This window comes from Pseudomonas sp. 39004 (assembly GCF_028682155.1).
In the GTDB taxonomy this organism is placed as follows: domain Bacteria; phylum Pseudomonadota; class Gammaproteobacteria; order Pseudomonadales; family Pseudomonadaceae; genus Aquipseudomonas; species Aquipseudomonas capeferrum.
Window position 1 is genome coordinate 1 of record NZ_JANIAG010000040.1, and the last position, 18,185, is coordinate 18,185.

At 64.0% G+C, this 18,185-nt stretch carries 17 protein-coding genes and 1 pseudogene; 2 read left to right on the forward strand and 16 right to left on the reverse strand.

What is annotated here, in order from left to right; genetic code table 11:
• Window positions 1-18: 18 nt before the first annotated feature.
• From NP534_RS09715 to nhaB, 5 genes and pseudogenes are all read right to left on the reverse strand, one after another.
• Window positions 19-978 (reverse strand): ribonuclease Z, encoded by a 960-nt coding sequence (locus NP534_RS09715; protein ID WP_274098591.1) that lies wholly within the window; start codon window positions 976-978, stop codon window positions 19-21.
• A gap of 17 nt (window positions 979-995) precedes the next feature.
• Window positions 996-1,442: an NUDIX hydrolase gene (locus NP534_RS26775; RefSeq protein WP_443201078.1), complete on the reverse strand. Its 447-nt coding sequence runs from the start codon at window positions 1,440-1,442 to the stop codon at window positions 996-998.
• Window positions 1,437-1,736 (reverse strand): annotated as a pseudogene (locus NP534_RS26780) (NIPSNAP family protein); the annotation flags it as partial. The pseudogene NP534_RS26780 and the gene NP534_RS26775, both read right to left, overlap by 6 nt.
• 81 nt (window positions 1,737-1,817) lie before the next feature.
• Complete coding sequence (locus NP534_RS09725) at window positions 1,818-2,369, reverse strand: lipocalin family protein (protein ID WP_077068357.1); 552 nt, start codon at window positions 2,367-2,369, stop codon at window positions 1,818-1,820.
• Between the two features lie 174 nt (window positions 2,370-2,543).
• Window positions 2,544-4,046: a sodium/proton antiporter NhaB gene (nhaB, locus tag NP534_RS09730; RefSeq protein WP_033696714.1), complete on the reverse strand. Its 1,503-nt coding sequence runs from the start codon at window positions 4,044-4,046 to the stop codon at window positions 2,544-2,546.
• 151 nt (window positions 4,047-4,197) lie between these two features.
• Between nhaB and NP534_RS09735 the strand changes: the two genes are divergently transcribed.
• Window positions 4,198-5,010: a crotonase/enoyl-CoA hydratase family protein gene (locus tag NP534_RS09735; RefSeq protein WP_047581826.1), complete on the forward strand. Its 813-nt coding sequence runs from the start codon at window positions 4,198-4,200 to the stop codon at window positions 5,008-5,010.
• 34 nt (window positions 5,011-5,044) lie between these two features.
• Window positions 5,045-5,875, forward strand: coding sequence for an NAD(+) diphosphatase (nudC, locus tag NP534_RS09740; protein ID WP_274098593.1), 831 nt, complete (start codon window positions 5,045-5,047; stop codon window positions 5,873-5,875).
• Here nudC and NP534_RS09745 read toward each other — a convergent pair.
• The 11 genes from NP534_RS09745 to mnmA all read right to left on the reverse strand — a co-directional run bounded on the left by NP534_RS09745 (window position 5,843) and on the right by mnmA (window position 18,179).
• Window positions 5,843-6,622, reverse strand: a complete 780-nt coding sequence (locus tag NP534_RS09745; RefSeq protein ID WP_274098594.1) for a TSUP family transporter — start codon at window positions 6,620-6,622, stop codon at window positions 5,843-5,845. The two genes, nudC and NP534_RS09745, sit on opposite strands and share 33 nt — an antisense overlap.
• A gap of 143 nt (window positions 6,623-6,765) precedes the next feature.
• Window positions 6,766-7,596 (reverse strand): alpha/beta fold hydrolase, encoded by an 831-nt coding sequence (locus tag NP534_RS09750; protein ID WP_274098595.1) that lies wholly within the window; start codon window positions 7,594-7,596, stop codon window positions 6,766-6,768.
• A 182-nt stretch (window positions 7,597-7,778) separates the two neighbouring features.
• Complete coding sequence (locus NP534_RS09755) at window positions 7,779-9,125, reverse strand: glutamine synthetase family protein (protein WP_274098606.1); 1,347 nt, start codon at window positions 9,123-9,125, stop codon at window positions 7,779-7,781.
• Window positions 9,126-9,140: 15 nt separating this feature from the next.
• Window positions 9,141-9,692 carry a helix-turn-helix domain-containing protein gene (locus NP534_RS09760; RefSeq protein WP_033696721.1) on the reverse strand — a complete coding sequence of 184 codons (552 nt, stop codon included), beginning with the start codon at window positions 9,690-9,692 and terminating at the stop codon, window positions 9,141-9,143.
• The gene (locus NP534_RS09765; RefSeq protein ID WP_274098596.1) at window positions 9,685-10,974 is read right to left on the reverse strand and encodes an NAD(P)/FAD-dependent oxidoreductase; all 1,290 of its coding nucleotides are present in this window, start codon (window positions 10,972-10,974) and stop codon (window positions 9,685-9,687) included. Before NP534_RS09765 ends, NP534_RS09760 begins: the two co-directional genes overlap by 8 nt.
• A 108-nt stretch (window positions 10,975-11,082) precedes the next feature.
• Window positions 11,083-13,041 carry a DNA topoisomerase III gene (locus tag NP534_RS09770; protein WP_274098607.1) on the reverse strand — a complete coding sequence of 653 codons (1,959 nt, stop codon included), beginning with the start codon at window positions 13,039-13,041 and terminating at the stop codon, window positions 11,083-11,085.
• 155 nt (window positions 13,042-13,196) lie between these two features.
• Window positions 13,197-13,631 carry a GNAT family N-acetyltransferase gene (locus tag NP534_RS09775; RefSeq protein ID WP_033696724.1) on the reverse strand — a complete coding sequence of 145 codons (435 nt, stop codon included), beginning with the start codon at window positions 13,629-13,631 and terminating at the stop codon, window positions 13,197-13,199.
• Window positions 13,624-14,790, reverse strand: coding sequence for a ribosomal protein uL16 3-hydroxylase (locus NP534_RS09780; protein WP_274098597.1), 1,167 nt, complete (start codon window positions 14,788-14,790; stop codon window positions 13,624-13,626). The genes NP534_RS09775 and NP534_RS09780 overlap by 8 nt, the downstream gene beginning before the upstream one ends.
• Before the next feature lie 81 nt (window positions 14,791-14,871).
• Window positions 14,872-16,242 (reverse strand): adenylosuccinate lyase, encoded by a 1,371-nt coding sequence (gene purB, locus NP534_RS09785; protein ID WP_033699922.1) that lies wholly within the window; start codon window positions 16,240-16,242, stop codon window positions 14,872-14,874.
• Window positions 16,243-16,431: 189 nt separating this feature from the next.
• Window positions 16,432-17,058, reverse strand: coding sequence for a high frequency lysogenization protein HflD (hflD, locus tag NP534_RS09790; RefSeq protein ID WP_047581833.1), 627 nt, complete (start codon window positions 17,056-17,058; stop codon window positions 16,432-16,434).
• Window positions 17,055-18,179 carry a tRNA 2-thiouridine(34) synthase MnmA gene (gene mnmA / locus NP534_RS09795; protein ID WP_274098598.1) on the reverse strand — a complete coding sequence of 375 codons (1,125 nt, stop codon included), beginning with the start codon at window positions 18,177-18,179 and terminating at the stop codon, window positions 17,055-17,057. Before mnmA ends, hflD begins: the two co-directional genes overlap by 4 nt.
• Between the last annotated feature and the right edge of the window lie 6 nt (window positions 18,180-18,185).

Here is an 18,185-nt window from a genome sequence, read left to right on the forward strand (position 1 = left end):
TGTCAGCCCAACCCCAATCTACCCAACCGCCACCAGACACCCATCGCGCCCAATGTGATACCGCTGCAGGTCCCGCGCCAAGGTCAAATGCCCGTTGTAATGGGCCAGCGCCTCGACCCGAACATCATCAATGGATGGACTACGCCGCGAATCACTCTGATACCGCGCACTGAAATGCGTCAGCACCAGGTTACGTACCCCTGCGGCCTCGGCAAACCGTGCCACTTGCGCCGCCGTGCTATGGCCGAATGTAGCCCCCGTACGTTCGACGATCGCCTGGGTGAAGGTCGCCTCATGCACCAGGACATCCACGCCCTTGGCGACCTCCGCCAGCAGCTCGGGCCTGTCGTTGTCACCGCACACAATCACTCGCCGTGCCGCTCGCGACGCGCGCAGGTAGTCATGCCCGTGCAGGGTTCGCCCCTCATGTTCCACCGACAGCCCCTTGGCCAAGTCGCCCCACAACGGCCCGCGAGGGATGCCTTCGGCATCCAGGCGTTGCACGTCCAGGCGCGGCTCAGGGTTGAGCTCGGTAAACACGAAGCCAACGCTCGGCACCCGATGCGACAGCTGCACGGTACTGACCTGCAGCGTCTCGCTACGCCAGTCAGCCAGGCTCTCTACTGCCAGCAGGCGCACTTCGAAAGGCAGGTAGCTGTCGCTGGCAGCCAGGCTCAGCCTCACCCAATCATGCAGTGCAGCGGGCAGGACCAGGTCCAGCGGCTGGGTACGCCCGCTCATTCCGGCACTGGCCAGCAAGCCCGGCAGGCCGAAGCAATGGTCGCCATGAACGTGGGTGATGAAGATGCCGCGCAGGTCGCGTATCGATAACGGCGTGTGCAGTAGCCGGTGTTGCGTGCCTTCGCCGCAATCGACCAGGTACCAGTGGCTGCCGCTGGCTTCGATCACGGCGGTGGCACTGACGTTGCGGGCCTTGGTCGGCACACCGGCACTGGTGCCTAGAAACAGCAGGTCCATGATCTGCCTCCTTCAGTTCAACCGAACAGCGACAGGTCGCGCAGCATGGCTTGCAACCCTTCGGGGACAAGCGGGCCGATACTGTCGAAGTCGGCCCTGTCGCACCACTTGGCGCGAAAAGGGCTGCCGTTGGATTCGCGGCCTTCCAGCCAAGGCTGCTGGTACAGGCTGGCATCATCGAAGCGGGCATCGAATACCTGCACAATCTCATGCCCCGGTGCACCGGCATAGGTGAACAGGCTCTCGAGCGTACCAAGCAAGCGCACATCGCTGATCGACTGCCCCAGTTCTTCTTCGATTTCCCGGGCGATGGCTGCACTGCCCCGTTCACCAAACTCGATGCCGCCACCGAGCGGTCGGCACAGCGTCCGTTGGGTCACAGGGTCATCGAAGACGTTGACCAGGATCTTGCCCTGGTGATGGAACACGCACAGGGCAAGTGAGCGAATGCGCGGCTCGAGCAGTGGCTTGAGGAAGCTGCGCTCATAGCTGAGGATAAACCGTTGCTCGGTGGCCAGGGCCACCGCGGCGATGCATTCGGGGTCGGTCTCGGCCTGTATGCGGTATTGCTCGTAGGCCGCCAGGCTGGGAAAACTGAACAGGCAGTAGGCAACATTGTTGGCGCCTTCGGCAGGCAGGAAGTAGCCGTGGTGCTTGCCGCCCATGCGCGTGACCAGGCCCATCCACAGGCGCGAATAGGCCTCGAACGCTGGCAGCTGGTAAGGGTCGACGGTGTATTTGACGTGGCAGGTGATCAACGGCTCGTTCCTTCGAGGGGATGCGGGGCGCACACCTTAGCTTGATTGCCCCGCTTCGTCGACGAGCAGCCGTGCGGCGGGCTAGCCCTCCTGGCGCCAGATCAGTTTGCTGGTGTCATAGCCTTGCTTGCGGGCTATCGACAGCAGCTGTTCGCGCTCCTGGTCGGTGACCGCCGGGGTGCGCGAAAGCAGCCACAGGTACTCGCGGTTCGGATGCCCGACCAGGGCTACGCGGTAGTCCTTGTCGTGGTAAAGCACCCAGTAGTCACCCTTGGTCAGGCCCGGTGCCAGGCGGCTGAACCAGTTGTCGAACTGCACCCAGAGCTTGTCGGTCTTACCTGGCTGCTGGGCTTCGGCGATGCCCTTGGCTTCATTCCATTGGCCGTCCTTTTCCTTGCAGCGGTTGTTGACGTCGATGCGACCGTCCTCGCGCAGGCCGTAATGCGCTTCGGACTGCACGCAGTTGCGCTGGAAGAACATCGGCAGGCGCGCCAGCTCGTACCAGGTGCCTTGGTAGCGTTGCAGGTCGACCTGCTGCGTGGTGGGGGGCGTCTTGTGTTCGTCGTTGGACCCGGCGCAACCGATCAGGGCAAGGGTCATGCAGGAAAGCAACAGTGCCGAGCGCATCGCCATGGCGAACCTCCTTGAAGCGGATGGGGACTTACTGTGATTCGATGCGGGTTGGCGGCAAAAGTTGTATCGGGTTGGGTGTGGGATGTTTGTCTTTAGGATTGCAGCGCTTATGAGATCGAGCGCCGTGCGGGCGGCGCTCGATCGCGCAGACGCAGCAAAACCCAAGCCAGGCCCTCACAGCCAGTAAGTCACCGCCCACCACCCCAGCCCACCCATGACCACGGTATAAGGCAAGGCCATCCACACCATTCGGCCATACGACAGCCGGATCAGCGGCGCAACCGCCGAGGTCAGCAGAAACAGGAACGCCGCCTGCCCATTCGGCGTCGCCACGCTCGGCAGGTTGGTACCGGTGTTGATCGCCACCGCCAGCGTCTCGAAATGCTCGCGGCTCATGCCACCATTGAGAAACGCCTGCTTGACCTCGGTAATGTAGATGGTAGCGACAAACACGTTGTCGCTGATCGCCGACAGCAAACCGTTGGCCAGGTACAGCATGCCGGGTTGTTGTTCGGCGGGTAGCGCCAGTACCCAGGCGATCAGAGGGCTGAACAGCTGCTGTTGATGGATCACCGCGACCACGGCGAAAAACACCACCAGCAGCGCGGTGAACGGCATGGCGTCCTGGAAGGCACGGCCCAGGCGGTGTTCATCGGTAATGCCGGTAAACGCGGTGATCAGCACGATCACCAGCAGGCCCACCAGGCCAACCTCGGCAATGTGCAGGCCCAGGCAGATGATCAGGATCAGCGCGGCGCTGCCTTGCACCCACAGCGCGGCTCGCTGTGCCGCGGTGCGCGCGGCATCGTCTTCGGCGGCGTAGGCGGCCAGCACCTGGCGTACGCGCTCGGGCATCAGCGTGCCGTAGCCGAACAGGCGCAGTTTTTCCAGCAGCACACAGGTCAGCAGCCCGGCGCCGAGCACCGGCAACGACACGGGCGCGACCTTGAAAAAGAAGTCGGCGAAGTGCCAACCCATCTCATGGCCGATCAACAGGTTCTGCGGTTCGCCCACCAGCGTGCACACGCCGCCCAGCGCGGTACCGACCGCACCGTGCATCAGCAGGCTGCGCAGGAAGGCGCGGAACTGGTCGAGGTCTTCACGGTGCAGTTGGGGGATCTGCTGGTCGCTGTCGAGCGCGCTGTCTTCGCGCGGGTTGGCCCCGGAGGCGACACGGTGAAAGACCGCGTAGAAGCCTACCGCAGCGCTGATGATCACCGCGGTAACCGTCAGGGCATCGAGAAAGGCCGAGAGAAACGCCGACAGCACGCAGAACAGGACCGACAGCAGCGCTTTCGAGCGCACGCCAAGCAGGATCCGCGAGAACAGGAACAGCAGCAGTTCCTTCATGAAGTGAATACCGGCAACCATGAACATCAGCAGCAGGATCACCGGGAAGTTGTGCTGCAGTTCTTCGTACAGCGCCTGAGGCGTGGTCATCTCCAGCAGCAGTGCTTCAACCAGCAACAAACCGCCAGGCATCAGCGGGTAGCACTTGAGCGCCATGCCCAGGGTGAAGATGAATTCGATCACCAGCACCCAGCCCGCCGTGACCGGGCCTGCAGTCAGCAGCAGCAACGGGTTGAGCACCAGGAACAGGCCGATGACGGCCTTGTACCAGAGCGGTGACTGGCCCAGGAAATTGTGCGCGAGCGCGCCGGCCACGGAGCGTGACATGAATATGTATCCTTATAATTCGGCAATGCCGCACGGTGCCGGATCGGGCCGCCTTAGGCAAGGTGTGCAGTCCCGTTTTTGGCACAAGTGCGGCCTCGCGGCTGGGTTACCATCCTGCGCTATGAACCCTTTACCCTCAGGAGTGCCGCACGTGACCGAGTACAGCGCATTCAAGGTCGAACTGACCGATAATATCGCCCACGTTCAGATTAACCGCCCGGAAAAGGTCAACGCGATGAACGCGGCCTTCTGGGAAGAGATCATCGACATCTTCCAGTGGGTCGACGACACCGATGCCGTGCGTGCCGTGGTCATCAGCGGTGCGGGCAAGCATTTTTCCGCCGGCATCGACTTGATGATGCTGGCCTCGCTCGCTGGCCAGATGGGCAAGGACGTCGGTCGTAATGCGCGCTTCCTGCGCAGTACCATCCTGCGCCTGCAGGGCTCGTTCAACGCCGTGGACAAATGCCGCAAACCGGTGCTGGCGGCGGTGCAGGGCTACTGCATTGGGGGCGCCATCGACCTCATCTCGGCGTGCGACATGCGCTACTGCAGCCAGGATGCGCAGTTCTCGATCAAGGAAATCGACATGGGCATGGCCGCCGATGTCGGCACGCTGCAACGTTTGCCGCGTATCATCGGCGACGGCATGATGCGTGAGCTGGCATTCACCGGGCGCAACGTCGAGGCCGATGAGGCGCTGCGCATAGGCCTGGTCAACCGCGTCTATGATGATCAGGCCGCGCTGCTCGACGGGGTCTTTGCCATTGCCCGCGAGATTGCCGCAAAATCGCCGATCGCCGTGGCCGGCACCAAGGAAATGCTCAGCTACATGCGTGACCATCGCATTGACGATGGCCTCGAATACATCGCCACCTGGAACGCTGCGATGCTGCAGTCCGAAGACCTGCGCGTGGCGGTGGCGGCGCACATGAGCAAACAGAAACCGACGTTCGCCGACTGACAGCTCGGGGGGCGCTCAGCAAGGAACCCCCAACATGTCAGCACGCTGGACTACCGCAGTACTCGACCCGCAGATCACCGGGGGCTGGGCCGTCGCCCGCAGCCCGGGCGGGTTCCTGGTGGACGACAACGGCGCGCTGTTCCCCCGCGAGTGGCTCAAGCGCCAGGACCTGGATGTGCTGTGCGAACATGGCATCGGTCACTTCGATGGCCAGCCGGTGTTCCTGCTCGAACTGCGCACCGCCACCGAGGTGCCGGGGTGTGCCTGGCGTGGGTTGCGTGCGTTCATGCTTGAAGGCGACTTCGACCTGTACAAGGTGCTGGGCTACGCCGCGCAGATCGGCACCTGGGCCCGCGAACACCGTTTTTGCGGCAGTTGCGGCCAGGCGATGACGCAAATCCGTTGGGAGCGGGCAATGTATTGCCAGCCGTGCGACCTGCGCAGCTACCCACGCATTTCGCCGAGCATGATCGTGCTGGTCACCCGCGGTGACGAGATTCTACTGGCGCGCTCGCCGCGTTTTGTCACCGGTGTCTACAGCACCCTGGCGGGCTTTGCCGAGCCAGGCGAGTCGGCCGAGGACTGCCTGGTACGCGAGGTGCGTGAAGAGGTGGCGGTCGAGGTGCAGAACATCCAGTACGTTGGCAGCCAGTGCTGGCCGTTCCCCCATTCGATGATGCTGGGCTTCCATGCCGAGTACGCGGGCGGGGAGATTGTGATGCAACCGGACGAGATCGAAGACGCCCAGTGGTTCAGCGTGCACGACCTGCCGCCGCTGCCGGCCGGGCGTTCCATCGCCCGCTACCTGATCGACCTGTATGTGGCTCGGCGTCTAGGCCTGCCCGAACCAGTGCTGCCACGCTAGGCGCACGGTCAAGGCCAGCACCACGGTGATGAACACCGGGCGGATGAACTTGCTGCCGCCGCTGATCGCCGTGCGTGCGCCGAAGAAGGCGCCGACCATCACCGACAGGCCCATGGCCAGGCCGACGATGTAGTCCACCTGGCCGGAAATGATGAATACTGTCAGCGCCGCGATGTTGCTGACGAAGTTCATGCTGCGTGCCACGCCGCTGGCGCGTACCAGGTCGATGGGGTACAGCAGCAGGGTGCTCACGGTCCAGAACGCGCCGGTCCCGGGGCCGGCCACGCCATCGTAGAAGCCCAGGGTGAAGCCTTGCGGCACTTGCCATTTCTTCTTGATCGGCGCATCGGCATCCAGCGGTGCCTTCGGCGTGCCGCCGAACAGCAGGTAGACCCCGCAGGCGAAGACCACCACCGGCAGCATCTTGTTCAGCCATTCGGCGGGCAGGTAGTGGGCGATCACTGCGCCCAGCGAGGCGCCGACCAGGGTGGCGAACAGTGCCGGGCGCCACTGCGCAGGGTGGAACAGTTTGCGCTTGTAGTAGGTGAAACCGGCGGTGGCCGAGCCAAATGTGGAGCTGAGCTTGTTGGTGCCCAGCACCAGGTGCGGTGGCATGCCGGCCGTCAGTAATGCCGGCGTGGTGAGCAGGCCACCACCGCCGGCGATGGCGTCGATGAAACCGGCGACGAAGGCGACCAAGGCCAGGATCAGCAGCGTGAGGGGTTCTACGGTGAGTTCGAAGGGCATTGGTATCTGGCAGGCAGGGAGGCAAGGGTGCGGCAAACGGCCGCGCTAGAAGTGGGACATGGTAATCCTGACGAGTGGGTGTTGCCAGTGCGGGCCCTCTCGCGGGTAGACCCGCTGCCATAGGGGCCCGCACTGGCACCGCCTCAGCTGCGGATGAACGCCAGCAAATCGGCATTGATCACATCGGCATGGGTGGTGGGCATGCCGTGCGGGTAGCCTTTGTAAGTCTTCAGCGTGCCGTTAGGCAGCAACTTAGCTGACAACGGGCCGGAATTCTCGTAGGGCACGATCTGGTCATCGTCGCCATGCATCACCAGAACCGGTTGGTTGATGCCCTTCAGGTCTTCGGTGAAGTCAGTCTGCGAGAACGCAACGATGCCGTCGTAGTGCGCCTTGGCGCTGCCGATCATGCCCTGGCGCCACCAGTTGCCGATGATGCCTTCAGCAGGTTCGACGCCAGGCCGGTTGTAGCCATAAAAAGGCCCTGTCGGCACGTCGCGGTAGAACTGCGCCCGGTTATCTGCCACCTGGGCTTGGAAGCCGTCGAACACCGACTTGGGCAGGCCGCCCGGGTTGGCAGGTGTTTGCACCATCAGCGGTGGCACGGCGGCAATCAGTACCGCCTTGGCGACCTTGTCGCCGGGGTAGCGCGCCATGTAGCGCACCACTTCGCCGCCGCCGGTCGAGTGGCCTACATGCACCGCGCCCTGGATGCCCAGATGTTCGACAACGGCCGCCACGTCGTCGGCGTAGTGGTCCATGTCATGGCCGTCCCACACCTGGCTGGAGCGCCCATGGCCGCGGCGGTCGTGGGCGACCACGCGAAAGCCCTCGGCCAGGAAAAACAGCAGCTGGGCGTCCCAGTCGTCGGCACTCAGCGGCCAGCCGTGGTGGAAGTGGATGACCGGCGCATCGCGCGGGCCCCAGTCCTTGTAGAAGATCTGAACGCCATCCTTCGTGGTTACGTAGCTCATGGTCGCGGCTCCTCTGTGCAGGGGGATTGCCAAGTGAGCTATTGAGAATAGGAGAGATTTTGGTCTTGTCAGTACCGGCCCTTTCGCGGGGCAAGCCCGCTCCCACAGGTCTCCCACAAGGTTGGAGATTGTAGTGGGAGCGGGCTGGCCCCGCGAAAGGGCCAGCACTGACAATCAAGTCATTACAGGAACCATCGATATTCTCTGGCACTGACCTCCTGCATGAACGCCAGATGGTCCTGACGCTTGTTCTCGCAATACACCATCACGAACTCTTCGCCCAGCCCCTCATTCACCGCCGGGTGATTGCGCATCGCGGTTACGGCGCTGAGCATGTCCTTCGGGAAGTCGATAGCGCTGCCACGGTCTTCGTTCAGCGGCGCAATCGGCTCCCGCGCCGCATCCAGCCCATGCTCCATGCCACACAGGATCGCCGCCAGCACCAGGTACGGGTTGGCGTCGGCACCCGCCAGACGATGCTCGATGCGTAAATTGCGCGCATCGGACTCGGGAATGCGGATGCACGCATCGCGGTCCTCGAAGCCCCAGCTCGCACGGCTGGCAGCGTTGACCATGGCGCCATAGCGGCGAAATGCATTGTGGTTGGCGGCAAAGATCGGCATGCAGTGCGGCAGGGTCGCCAGGCAACCTGCCACCGCATGGCGCAGCGGGCGCTGCCCGTCGGCGGCCAGCAGGTTGTTGCCGTCGTTGCCATAGAGGCTCACATGCACATGCATGCCGCTGCCCGGGGCTTGCAGGTAGGGTTTGCTCATGAACGAGGCGCGCAGGCCATGCTTGAGCGCCACGCCACGGGTGCTGCGGCAGAACAGGGCTGCCCAGTCGGCGGCGCGCAGGCCGTCGTCGCAGTGGCCGAAATTGATCTCGAACTGGCCCGGCCCCAATTCCGCCGTGATGACGTTGGCGTCGACGCCCTGCGCGTTGGCCGTTTCGACCATGTCGCGCAGCACGTCGCTGAAACGCGACAGCCGCTCGATATGCATGTTGGGCTGATCGTCCGGGTCATCGCTGAACGGGTCGCGCGGAAACTGCGGCAGGCCTTCCTTGAGTGCCCGCTCAAACAGGTAGAACTCCAGCTCGAACGCCACGACCGGGCGAATGCCACGCCGGGCCAGGCGCTGCAACACGCGGGCGAGCACCTCCCGTGGCTCGAACTCGATGGGCGCGGCGGTGCCGTCAGAGCTGATCAGCATCTGCCCCAGCGGCTCGCGTTCCCAACTGACCGGCTTGAGCGTGCCGGGGATCAGGCGGCGCAGGGCATCCGGGTCGCCGTCGTTGAAGCAATAGTCGCCAATCGGGAACAACCCGCCCTGTACCCCCAGCAGCACGCAGTTCTGTGGGAGTTTCAGCGGGCTGCCGGCGGCGACCTTTTCCAGCATGTCGATGGGGTAGCGCTTGCCGTAGAAATGCCCGGGGATATCCAGGCTCAGCAGGTCGACGTGGCGTACGTCGGGGTAGCGGGCACGGAACGCGCGTACTTCACTGAGCAGATCGGGAAAACCTGTGGTGATGGTCATGCTGTGCTCTCATCGGAAGACCCAGAGGACCCGGGTCGTCTGGTCGGTCAGGTTGGCGTAGCGGAACTGGTTGTGCGGGGGGAGCTGAAAGCTGTCGTTGCGCCGCAGCGTTACCGCCTCGGCGTGGCCTTCGCGCCAAAGCGTCAGCTCGCCTTCGAGGACGAAGCCGCCTTGCTCGGAACTGTCGTTCAGGTGCCCCTCGCCACTGCTGGCGCCAGGCGCCAGGTGGCTTTCGAGCATGGAGAAGCCGCCATTGAGGGTGGGTGATACCAGCACGTCGCTGATGCCTTCGGCGTAGTAGATCGTGCGCCGTTCGCCGGGCCGGGTGACCCAGTCCAGCGGGCGTGGCTGGCCGGCCTGGTAGAAGTAGGTGGTCGGTACGTGCAGGGCTTCGCTGATGGCCGTCAGGTCGGCCACGGTCGGCCGCGACAGGCCGCGCTCGACCTGCGAGAGAAAGCCCAGTGAGCGCTTGACCTTGCCGGCCAGCTCGTCAAGCGTCAGCCCGCGGTGCTTGCGCAGGTCGCGGATCAGCACCGCCAGTGTTTGAACTTCATCAGACATGGTCGCGCAACCTGTACCAGGCTTTGGCCGCGGCCTCCAGCGGTGCGGCCATCAAGTCGCCGCCAGGGAAGCGACCGTTGTCGATGCCTTGGTACAGCGTCAGCAGGTCGTCGTTACCGAGGATCGCATCGCTGACCGCCCGCGCCCCAGCCAGGGTCGGCAGCACGCCATGGCCGGAGAAACCCTGCAACCAATAGCGCTGGCCGTCACGGCCGATGTCGGGCGTGCGCTGGATGCTGCAGTCGATGTGGCCGCCCCAGGCAAAGTCGATGGCCACCCCAGCCAATTGCGGGAACACCCGTTCAAGGTAGGGGCGGGTGGCGCCGGCCACGTCCTTGGGGATGCCGCCCAGGTAGGTGCAGCCGCCGCCGAACAGCAGGCGGTTGTCGGGGGTAAGGCGGAAATAGTCGGGCACGAACTGGTTGTCGATCACGCAGCTGTTGCGCGGCAGTAATGATTTGGCGACGTCGGCTTCCAGTGGCGCGGTCGTTACCTGGTAGGAGCCAACGGGCAGCAAACGGCGCGACAGTGCCGGGTCGAGGCGGTCGATGTAGGCGTTGCAGGCCAGCACCAGGGCCTGGCTGTGCACCTCGCCATGGTCGGTGCGGGTGACATAACCGTTGCCGGTCTGCTGGTAGTCGAGCACCTGGCTTTGCTCGAAGATGTGCCCGCCGGCAGCCTCGATAGTGCTGGCCAGGCCCTGGGCCAGCTTGAGCGGGTTGAGGTGTGCACCTTTGGCGTCATACAGCGCAGCCTGGTAGCGCGGGCTGTCGATCCACTGAGGCAGCTCATCGCGGCCAATCAGGCGCAGGGCGTCATAGCCCCACTTGGCCTGGGCGTCATGCAGGGCTTCTTCAAGCATCTTCACCCGCCGTGGCAGCACGGCGGTCCACAAGCTGCCAAGCCGGTAGTCGACATCGAAACCGTGGCGTTGCGGCAGTTCACGCATTTCATCGGCGGCCCAGCACATGCTGTCCCACAAGCGCCTAGTGCGTTCGATGCCTAAGGCTTTTTCCAACGGAGGCATGTCGCATGACCAGCCCAGCAACGCCTGGCCACCGTTGCGCCCGGACGCGGCCCAGGCCACGCGGCTGGCTTCCAGCAGCGTCACTTGCTTGCCGGCCATGACCAGGCGCAGGGCGGTGTGCAGGCCGCTGAACCCGGCGCCGACAATCAGCACTTCGGTGTCGTGTCGGCCTTGCAGAGTAGGGCGTAGAGGAATAGGGGTGGGGTAGGTCTGGGCGTAGTAGGTGGCAATGTGTTGCGCGGATTGCTTGAACATGCCGGGGCCTCATGAAAATTTTTATGATTATTTTCATGAAAATTTAGCAGGTAAATTTCACGGCGCCAGTTTGTTTGTCGGCTTTTGTGGTTTTGGCATTGCAAGGGTTCAGGTTGCCGCCTTTTTCCTCGGTTGCCTTGGCTTGCCTGCGGCCGCCTTGCTTGCGGTGGTTTTGCCTTTCCCACCGCCCCGGCGCTTCTTTTTCCAGGGGGGCGCGGCGCCGGCTGCCGGCCCTGTGATGGTCATGCGCATGCCGCTGCAGCGTTCAACCAGCTTGCCCATCCAGGCCGACTGCCGAGCGACGAACTCTTCCAGACTCATTTCACCGCTCTGCACCATGTCCAGGGCCTGCTCCCAGATTGCCGTGGTGCCGGGGTCGGCGATGGCGCGTGGCACGGCGTCGATCAGGCTGAAGGCCGCAGGCGTCGCGGCCAAGGCCTTGCCATGCTTGACCAGGTAGCCGCGGTCGAGCAGGCCCTGGATGATGCTGGCCCGGGTCGCTTCGGTGCCGATGCCGGTGGTTTCCTTGAGCTTCTGTTTCAGCCGAGGGTCATCTACCAGTTTGGCGACGTTCTTCATCGCCTTGATCAGGTCGCCTTCGGTGAAGGGTTTGGGCGGCTGGGTCCACATGTCCTTCAGCTGCAGGCCTTGTACGTTGCAGTCCTGGCCTTCGCGCAGGGCTGGCAGGACCTGGGCTGGCGCTGCCTCGCGGCCTTTGGCCGGGGTCAATGCCTCGGGCAAGGCACGCCGCCAGCCAGGCTCGACGATCTGCTTGCCCACGGCGCGCAGGGCATGGCCTGCACAGTCGAAATCGGCCTGGGTGCGGTCGTACTCGTGGTTGGGCAGAAACTGCGCCAGGTAACGGGCACGGATCAAGGTGTAGACCGCCTTGTACTTGGCGGGCAGGCGCGCGGGGTCGCTGGCTGCTGCTGTGGGAATGATGCCGTGGTGGGCACTGACCTTGGCATCGTTCCAGGCACGCGAGCGGCGCTGGGGCTCAAGGTGAGGCTGCAGCGGCGCAAGGCTGGCATCGGCGCGCTGCAACGCTGCGAGAATGGCGGGCGCCTCGGCGTGCTGGCTCAGTGGCAGGTAGCCGCAGTCGCTGCGCGGGTAGGTGATCAGCTTGTGGGTTTCGTACAGGGCCTGGGCGATGTCGAGGGTTTCCTGGGCGCCGAGGCCAAATTTTTTCGAGCACAGCTCTTGCAGGGTGCCCAGGTCGAAGGGCAGGGGGGCAGCTTCGCGCACGCGTTCTGTCGCCACCTTGACCGCTCGGGCCGTGCCTGCATTATTCATGTCGGCGGCAGCCTGTTGCGCCAAGGCCGGGTTGAGGCACCGGCCCTGGTCGTCACAGGCGTCCTCCGGGGCTCGCCATTGGGCATTGAAGCCTTGGCCGGCATGTTCGAGTTGCACGTCGATGGCCCAGAACGGCACCGGCACGAAGTCGGCGATGCTGCGATCACGGTCCACCACCAGGCGCAGGGTCGGCGTCTGCACCCGGCCTACCGGCAGCACCCCTTGGTAGCCGGACTGGCGGCCGAGCAGGGTAAACAGCCGGCTCATGTTCATGCCGATCAGCCAGTCGGCGCGGGAGCGGCCCAGCGCCGAGTGGTAAAGACTGAACGTCTCGTGGCCGGGCAGCAGGCGCGCCAGGGCCTTGCGGATGGAGGCATCGTCGAGTGCCGACAGCCACAAACGCTGGATCGGCCCGCGGTAACGGCAGTGCTCGACCAGTTCGCGGGCGATCATCTCGCCTTCGCGGTCGGCGTCGGTGGCGATCACCAATTCGCGCGCCTCGCCGAGCAGGCGCTTGACGGCCTTGAACTGGCTGGCGGTCTTGGGTTTGACCAGCATCTTCCATTTTTCGGGAATGATCGGCAGGTCGGCGAGGTTCCAGCGCTTGTAGCGTTCGTCGTAACTGTCGGGCGGGGCGGTTTCGAGCAGATGGCCGATGCACCAGGTCACGCAGACATCGGTGCCTTGCCAGCAGCCGTCGGCCTTGCGAGTGGCGCCGAGTACTTTGGCGATGTCTTTTGCCTGGGAGGGTTTTTCGCAGAGGAACAGGCGCATGGCCGCAAACGCTTCATCGGGGGTGATGGGCACTAGGATGCGCAAGCAGGGGCGCTGAGGCAAGCTTTATCTGGATGGATGTACAGGTTTTGTCGGTCGAGATGTTTTGCCTGCGCTGCCCCTTTCGCGGGGCAGTGCAGGCAAGCGCTTAGGGATCAGGCGATTTCGCGAGAGTCGCGCACCATGTCCACATGCGGGATGCCGGCTTCAAGGAACTCTTCGCTGACGACGCGAAAGCCCAGGCGCTCGTAGAACGGCGTGGCGTGCACCTGGGCACTGAGTGTCTGCTGCTTCAGGTCGCGCTGCTGGGCTTCGATGATGACCGCATTCATCAGCGCATCGCCCACCTTCAGCCCGCGCCAGTCCTTGAGTACCGATACTCGGCCGATAGTGCCGTCGGGCAGCAGGCGGGCGGTACCGATCGGGTAGTCACCCTCCAGGGCCAGGAAGTGCACCGCAGTCGGATCGTCCGAGTCCCACTCTAGCTCCGGCGGTACGTGCTGTTCGGCAATGAACACCGCTTCACGGATACGCCGGATGTCGGCGTTGTCCTTATGCCAGTCGGCGAGGCGCACACGAATCTTATTCATTGGCGAATCCCAGGCTTCCTTGTTTGATCAGTTGCTGTACCAGCATAAGGCCATCTTCATCCTCCAACCACTCTGCAAGGTTTTCGATGTGTAACGCGTCCGCCGCACAGACCAGCTTCAGCAGCTCACGCAGCTTGGCAGGCAGCGGGCAGCTACGGCCGCTGGCGAACAGCATCAGGTCGTCGTTGAGCTCGGACCAGGCCATGCGCGCACTAGGGTTACGGATCAGGATGGCGCCATCCTCAAGGGCTTCGATCAGCTCTTTCTCGTTCAGCTCTTCACCCACCACCTGCTCCGGGTAGCGCGGCTCGGTCATGAACTGGCCGAACCAGGTCAGCAGCAGGTCCTTGTCACCCATGTGCTTGTCGAGCAGGCCCTTGAGGCGGTCGAGGGCATCGTGCTGGATCTGGTGCGGGTCGCTGACCGGCTGCGCGTCGGCGTCGCTGTAGCGCTCTTCGTCCGGCAGGAACTGGCCGAGGAAGTCGGTGAAGTGGGTCAGCACTTCGGCAGCGCTCGGGGCACGGAAACCGACCGAGTAGGTCAGGCAGTCGTCCTCGGCTACGCCGTAGTGGGCCAGACGCGGCGGCAGGTAGAGCATGTCACCGGGCTCCAGGGTCCACTCACCGCTCTGTTCGAAGTCGGCCAGGATGCGCAGGTCGGCGTGCTCGATCAGCGGGCTGTCGCTGTTGCACATCTGGCCGATCTTCCAGTTGCGCTTGCCGTGGCCTTGCAGCAGGAACACGTCGTAGTTGTCGAAGTGCGGGCCGACGCTGCCACCGGGGGCGGCGAAGCTGACCATCACATCGTCGATGCGCCAGCTGGGCAGGAAACGGAATTCTTGCAGCAGTTCGGCTACTTCCGGGACGAACTGGTCCACGGCCTGTACCAGCAAGGTCCAGTCGCGCTCGGGCAGGGTGGCGAAGACATCTTCCTCGAACGGGCCGCGACGCAGTTCCCAAGGGCGTTCGCCGTGTTCGAGCACCAGGCGCGATTCGACTTCTTCTTCCAGCGCCAGGCCGGCCAGTTCGTCGGGTTCGATCGGGCTGATGAAGTCGGGGAAGGCCTGGCGTACCAGCAGGGGCTTCTTCTGCCAGTAGTCGCGCATGAATTCGCGGGCAGAGAGGCCGCCCAGCAGCTGCAGTGGAGTATCAGGATTCATGTTCAACCTATTGAAAAAACGTAATTTTCGTCCGGGAATAAAAACGCCCGGCTAAGCCGGGCGTTGAACGCGACGGTCAGCTTAGATGCGTTTGGCCTGTGCTGCCGCGTTACCGATGTAGGTAGCAGGGGTCAGCAGCTTGAGCTCGGCCTTGGCGTCGGCTGGCATGTCCAGGCCGTCGATGAAGGTCAGCAGCGCTTCAGGGGTGATGCCCTTGCCACGGGTCAGCTCTTTGAGCTTCTCGTAGGGGTTTTCGATGTTGAAGCGGCGCATGACCGTCTGGATCGGCTCGGCCAGCACTTCCCAGCAGGCGTCCAGGTCGGCGGCGATGCGTGCGGTGTTGACTTCCAGCTTGCCGATGCCCTTGAGGCTGGCTTCGTAGGCGATGACGCTGTGCGCGAAGCCCACGCCCAGGTTGCGCAGCACGGTGGAGTCGGTCAGGTCACGCTGCCAGCGCGAGATCGGCAGCTTGCTGGCCAAGTGCTGGAACAGCGCGTTGGCGATACCCAGGTTGCCTTCGGAGTTTTCGAAGTCGATCGGGTTGACCTTGTGCGGCATGGTCGACGAGCCGATTTCGCCCGCGACGGTCTTCTGCTTGAAGTAGCCCAGGGAGATGTAGCCCCATACATCGCGGTCGAAGTCGATGAGGATGGTGTTGAAGCGGGCGATCGCATCGAACAGCTCGGCAATGTAGTCGTGCGGCTCGATCTGGGTGGTGTACGGGTTGAACTGCAGGCCCAGCTCGTCTTCGATGAAGGCGCGGGCGTTGGCTTCCCAGTCGATCTGCGAATAGGCCGACAGGTGGGCGTTGTAGTTGCCTACGGCGCCGTTGATCTTGCCCAGCAGCGGCACGGCGGCCACCTGGGCGATCTGGCGCTCCAGGCGGTACACGACGTTGGCCAGCTCTTTACCCAGGGTGGTCGGCGAAGCCGGTTGGCCGTGGGTGCGCGACAGCATCGGCACGTCGGCCAGGGCGTGGGCCTGGGCGCGGATGGCGTCGGCGATCTGGCGCATCAGCGGCAGCAGCACTTCGTCACGGCCGGCGCGCAGCATCAGGGCGTGGGACAGGTTGTTGATGTCCTCGCTGGTGCAGGCGAAGTGGATGAACTCGCTGACCTTGGCCAGCTCAGGCAGCTGGGCAGCCTGCTCCTTGAGCAGGTACTCGATGGCCTTGACGTCGTGGTTGGTGGTGCGCTCGATTTCCTTGACGCGTTCGGCGTGCTCAAGTTTGAAATCGGTGGCCAGGGTGTCCAGCACGGCGTTGGCTTCGGCGGAGAACGCCGGCACTTCGCCGATTTGCGGGTGGGCGGCCAGGCGCTGCAACCAGCGTACTTCGACCAGGGCGCGGAAACGGATCAGGCCGTATTCGCTGAAAATGGGGCGCAAGGCCTGGGTTTTGCCGGCATAACGGCCGTCTACAGGGGAAACCGCAGTGAGCGAGGAAAGCTGCATGGGGTGTTCTCGGACAGTCAGGCTTTTGGAAGGGCGCATATCATACATGAAAAATGCCTGCAGGAGCGGCCTTGCGTCGCGAAAGGGCTGCGCAGCGGCCCCGGCAATCTATGCTGGGGCGGCGATTCTGGGGCTGCTGTGCAGCTCTTTCGCGACGCAAGGCCGCTCCTACAGGTCCGGCGTTTTTCTTCAGGACGGCGTGCGCATCATGTCGTACAGTTCGTTGAGCAGCTTGCGGCGGCTGAACACCAACTGCCAGCGATGGCCGCCCAGTTGGCGCCACAGGCGCGCGGCGCGGATGCCGGCCAGCAGCAGGGCGCGGATCTTCGAGGCGTTGCTGGGCTGCTGCAGGAAGCGCATGTCGCCGTGTACCTGAATACGCTGGCGCAAAGTGCTCAGGGTGTCCTGGTACAAGGCTCCACTGGAAGCGATGACGTTTTCATGAACCAGGCCGAAATGGTCGGCCTGCGACTGGATCTGCGGCAGGCGGTTGCCGATGGTGTCGAGCAGGTCGCCGCGCTTGGCCAGCTGGCGTTCCAGGCCCAGCATCGACAGGGCATAGCGCAGTGGCTCGCGCTGCAGGCTGCTGGGGTCGCGCTCGAGCGCGCCGACCAGGGCGCGGTAACCGTCGCGCAGGTTGAGGTCGTCACCGCCGAACACCTCCAGGGTGTCCTTGGGGTCGCGTACCAGCAGGCTGCCCAGCATGCAGCCGATGTTGGCCTCGCTGGCCTGGCCGGTGCGGGCGATGCGGTCGACCAGCACGGCGGCCTGGAACACACCGCCCAGGGCAATCAATTGCTCCTGCAGGTTGCTCATGCGCGCGGGCTCCAGGGCTCGGCGGTCTCGATCACGCCGCCACCCAGGCATACCTCGCCGTCGTAGAACACCACCGACTGGCCGGGCGTCACGGCCCGCTGCGGCTCGTCGAACACCGCGCGGTAGCCGTTTTCGCTGCGCTCAAGGGTGCAACCCTGGTCGCCCTGGCGGTAGCGCACCTTGGCAGTCAGGCGGCGTGGGCTGGACAGGTCGACAGGGTTGACCCAGTAGATGTCCGAGGCCAGCAGGGCGCGGGAGAACAGCCACGGGTGCTCATTGCCCTGACCGACCACCAGCACGTTGCGCGAGAGGTCTTTGTCGAGCACGTACCACGGCTCGTCACCGGCATCCTTGAGGCCGCCGATACCCAGGCCCTGGCGCTGGCCGATGGTGTGGTACATCAGGCCATGATGGCGGCCGATGACTTCGCCGTCGGTGGTCTGGATTTCACCTGGCTGGGCCGGCAGGTACTGCTTGAGGAAGTCGCTGAAGCGGCGCTCGCCAATGAAGCAGATACCGGTGGAGTCCTTTTTCTTGGCCGTGGCCAGGCCGTGCTTTTCGGCAATGGCGCGAACTTCGGGTTTTTCCAGTTCGCCGACCGGGAACAGGGTGCGGGCGATTTCCTTGCCGCCGACGGCATGCAGGAAGTAGCTCTGGTCCTTGTTCGGGTCCAGGCCCTTGAGCAGCTCGGTGAGCTCACCGGTGTCGCGGCGGCGCACGTAGTGGCCGGTGGCGATCAGGTCGGCACCCAGCGACAGGGCGTAGTCGAGAAACGCCTTGAACTTGATTTCGCGGTTGCAGAGGATGTCGGGGTTGGGCGTGCGGCCTGCCTTGTATTCTTCGAGGAAGTGCTCGAACACGTGGTCCCAGTACTCGGCGGCGAAGTTGGCGGTGTGCAGCTTGATGCCGATGCGGTCGCACACGGCCTGGGCGTCGGCCAGGTCTTCGCGGGCGGTGCAGTATTCGGTGCCGTCGTCCTCTTCCCAGTTTTTCATGAACAGCCCTTCCACCTGGTAGCCCTGCTCCATGAGCAGAAGGGCGGAGACGGAAGAGTCCACGCCGCCGGACATGCCGACGATGACGCGGGTCTTGGCGGGGTCTTTGAGTGCTGGGCTGGTCATGGCTAC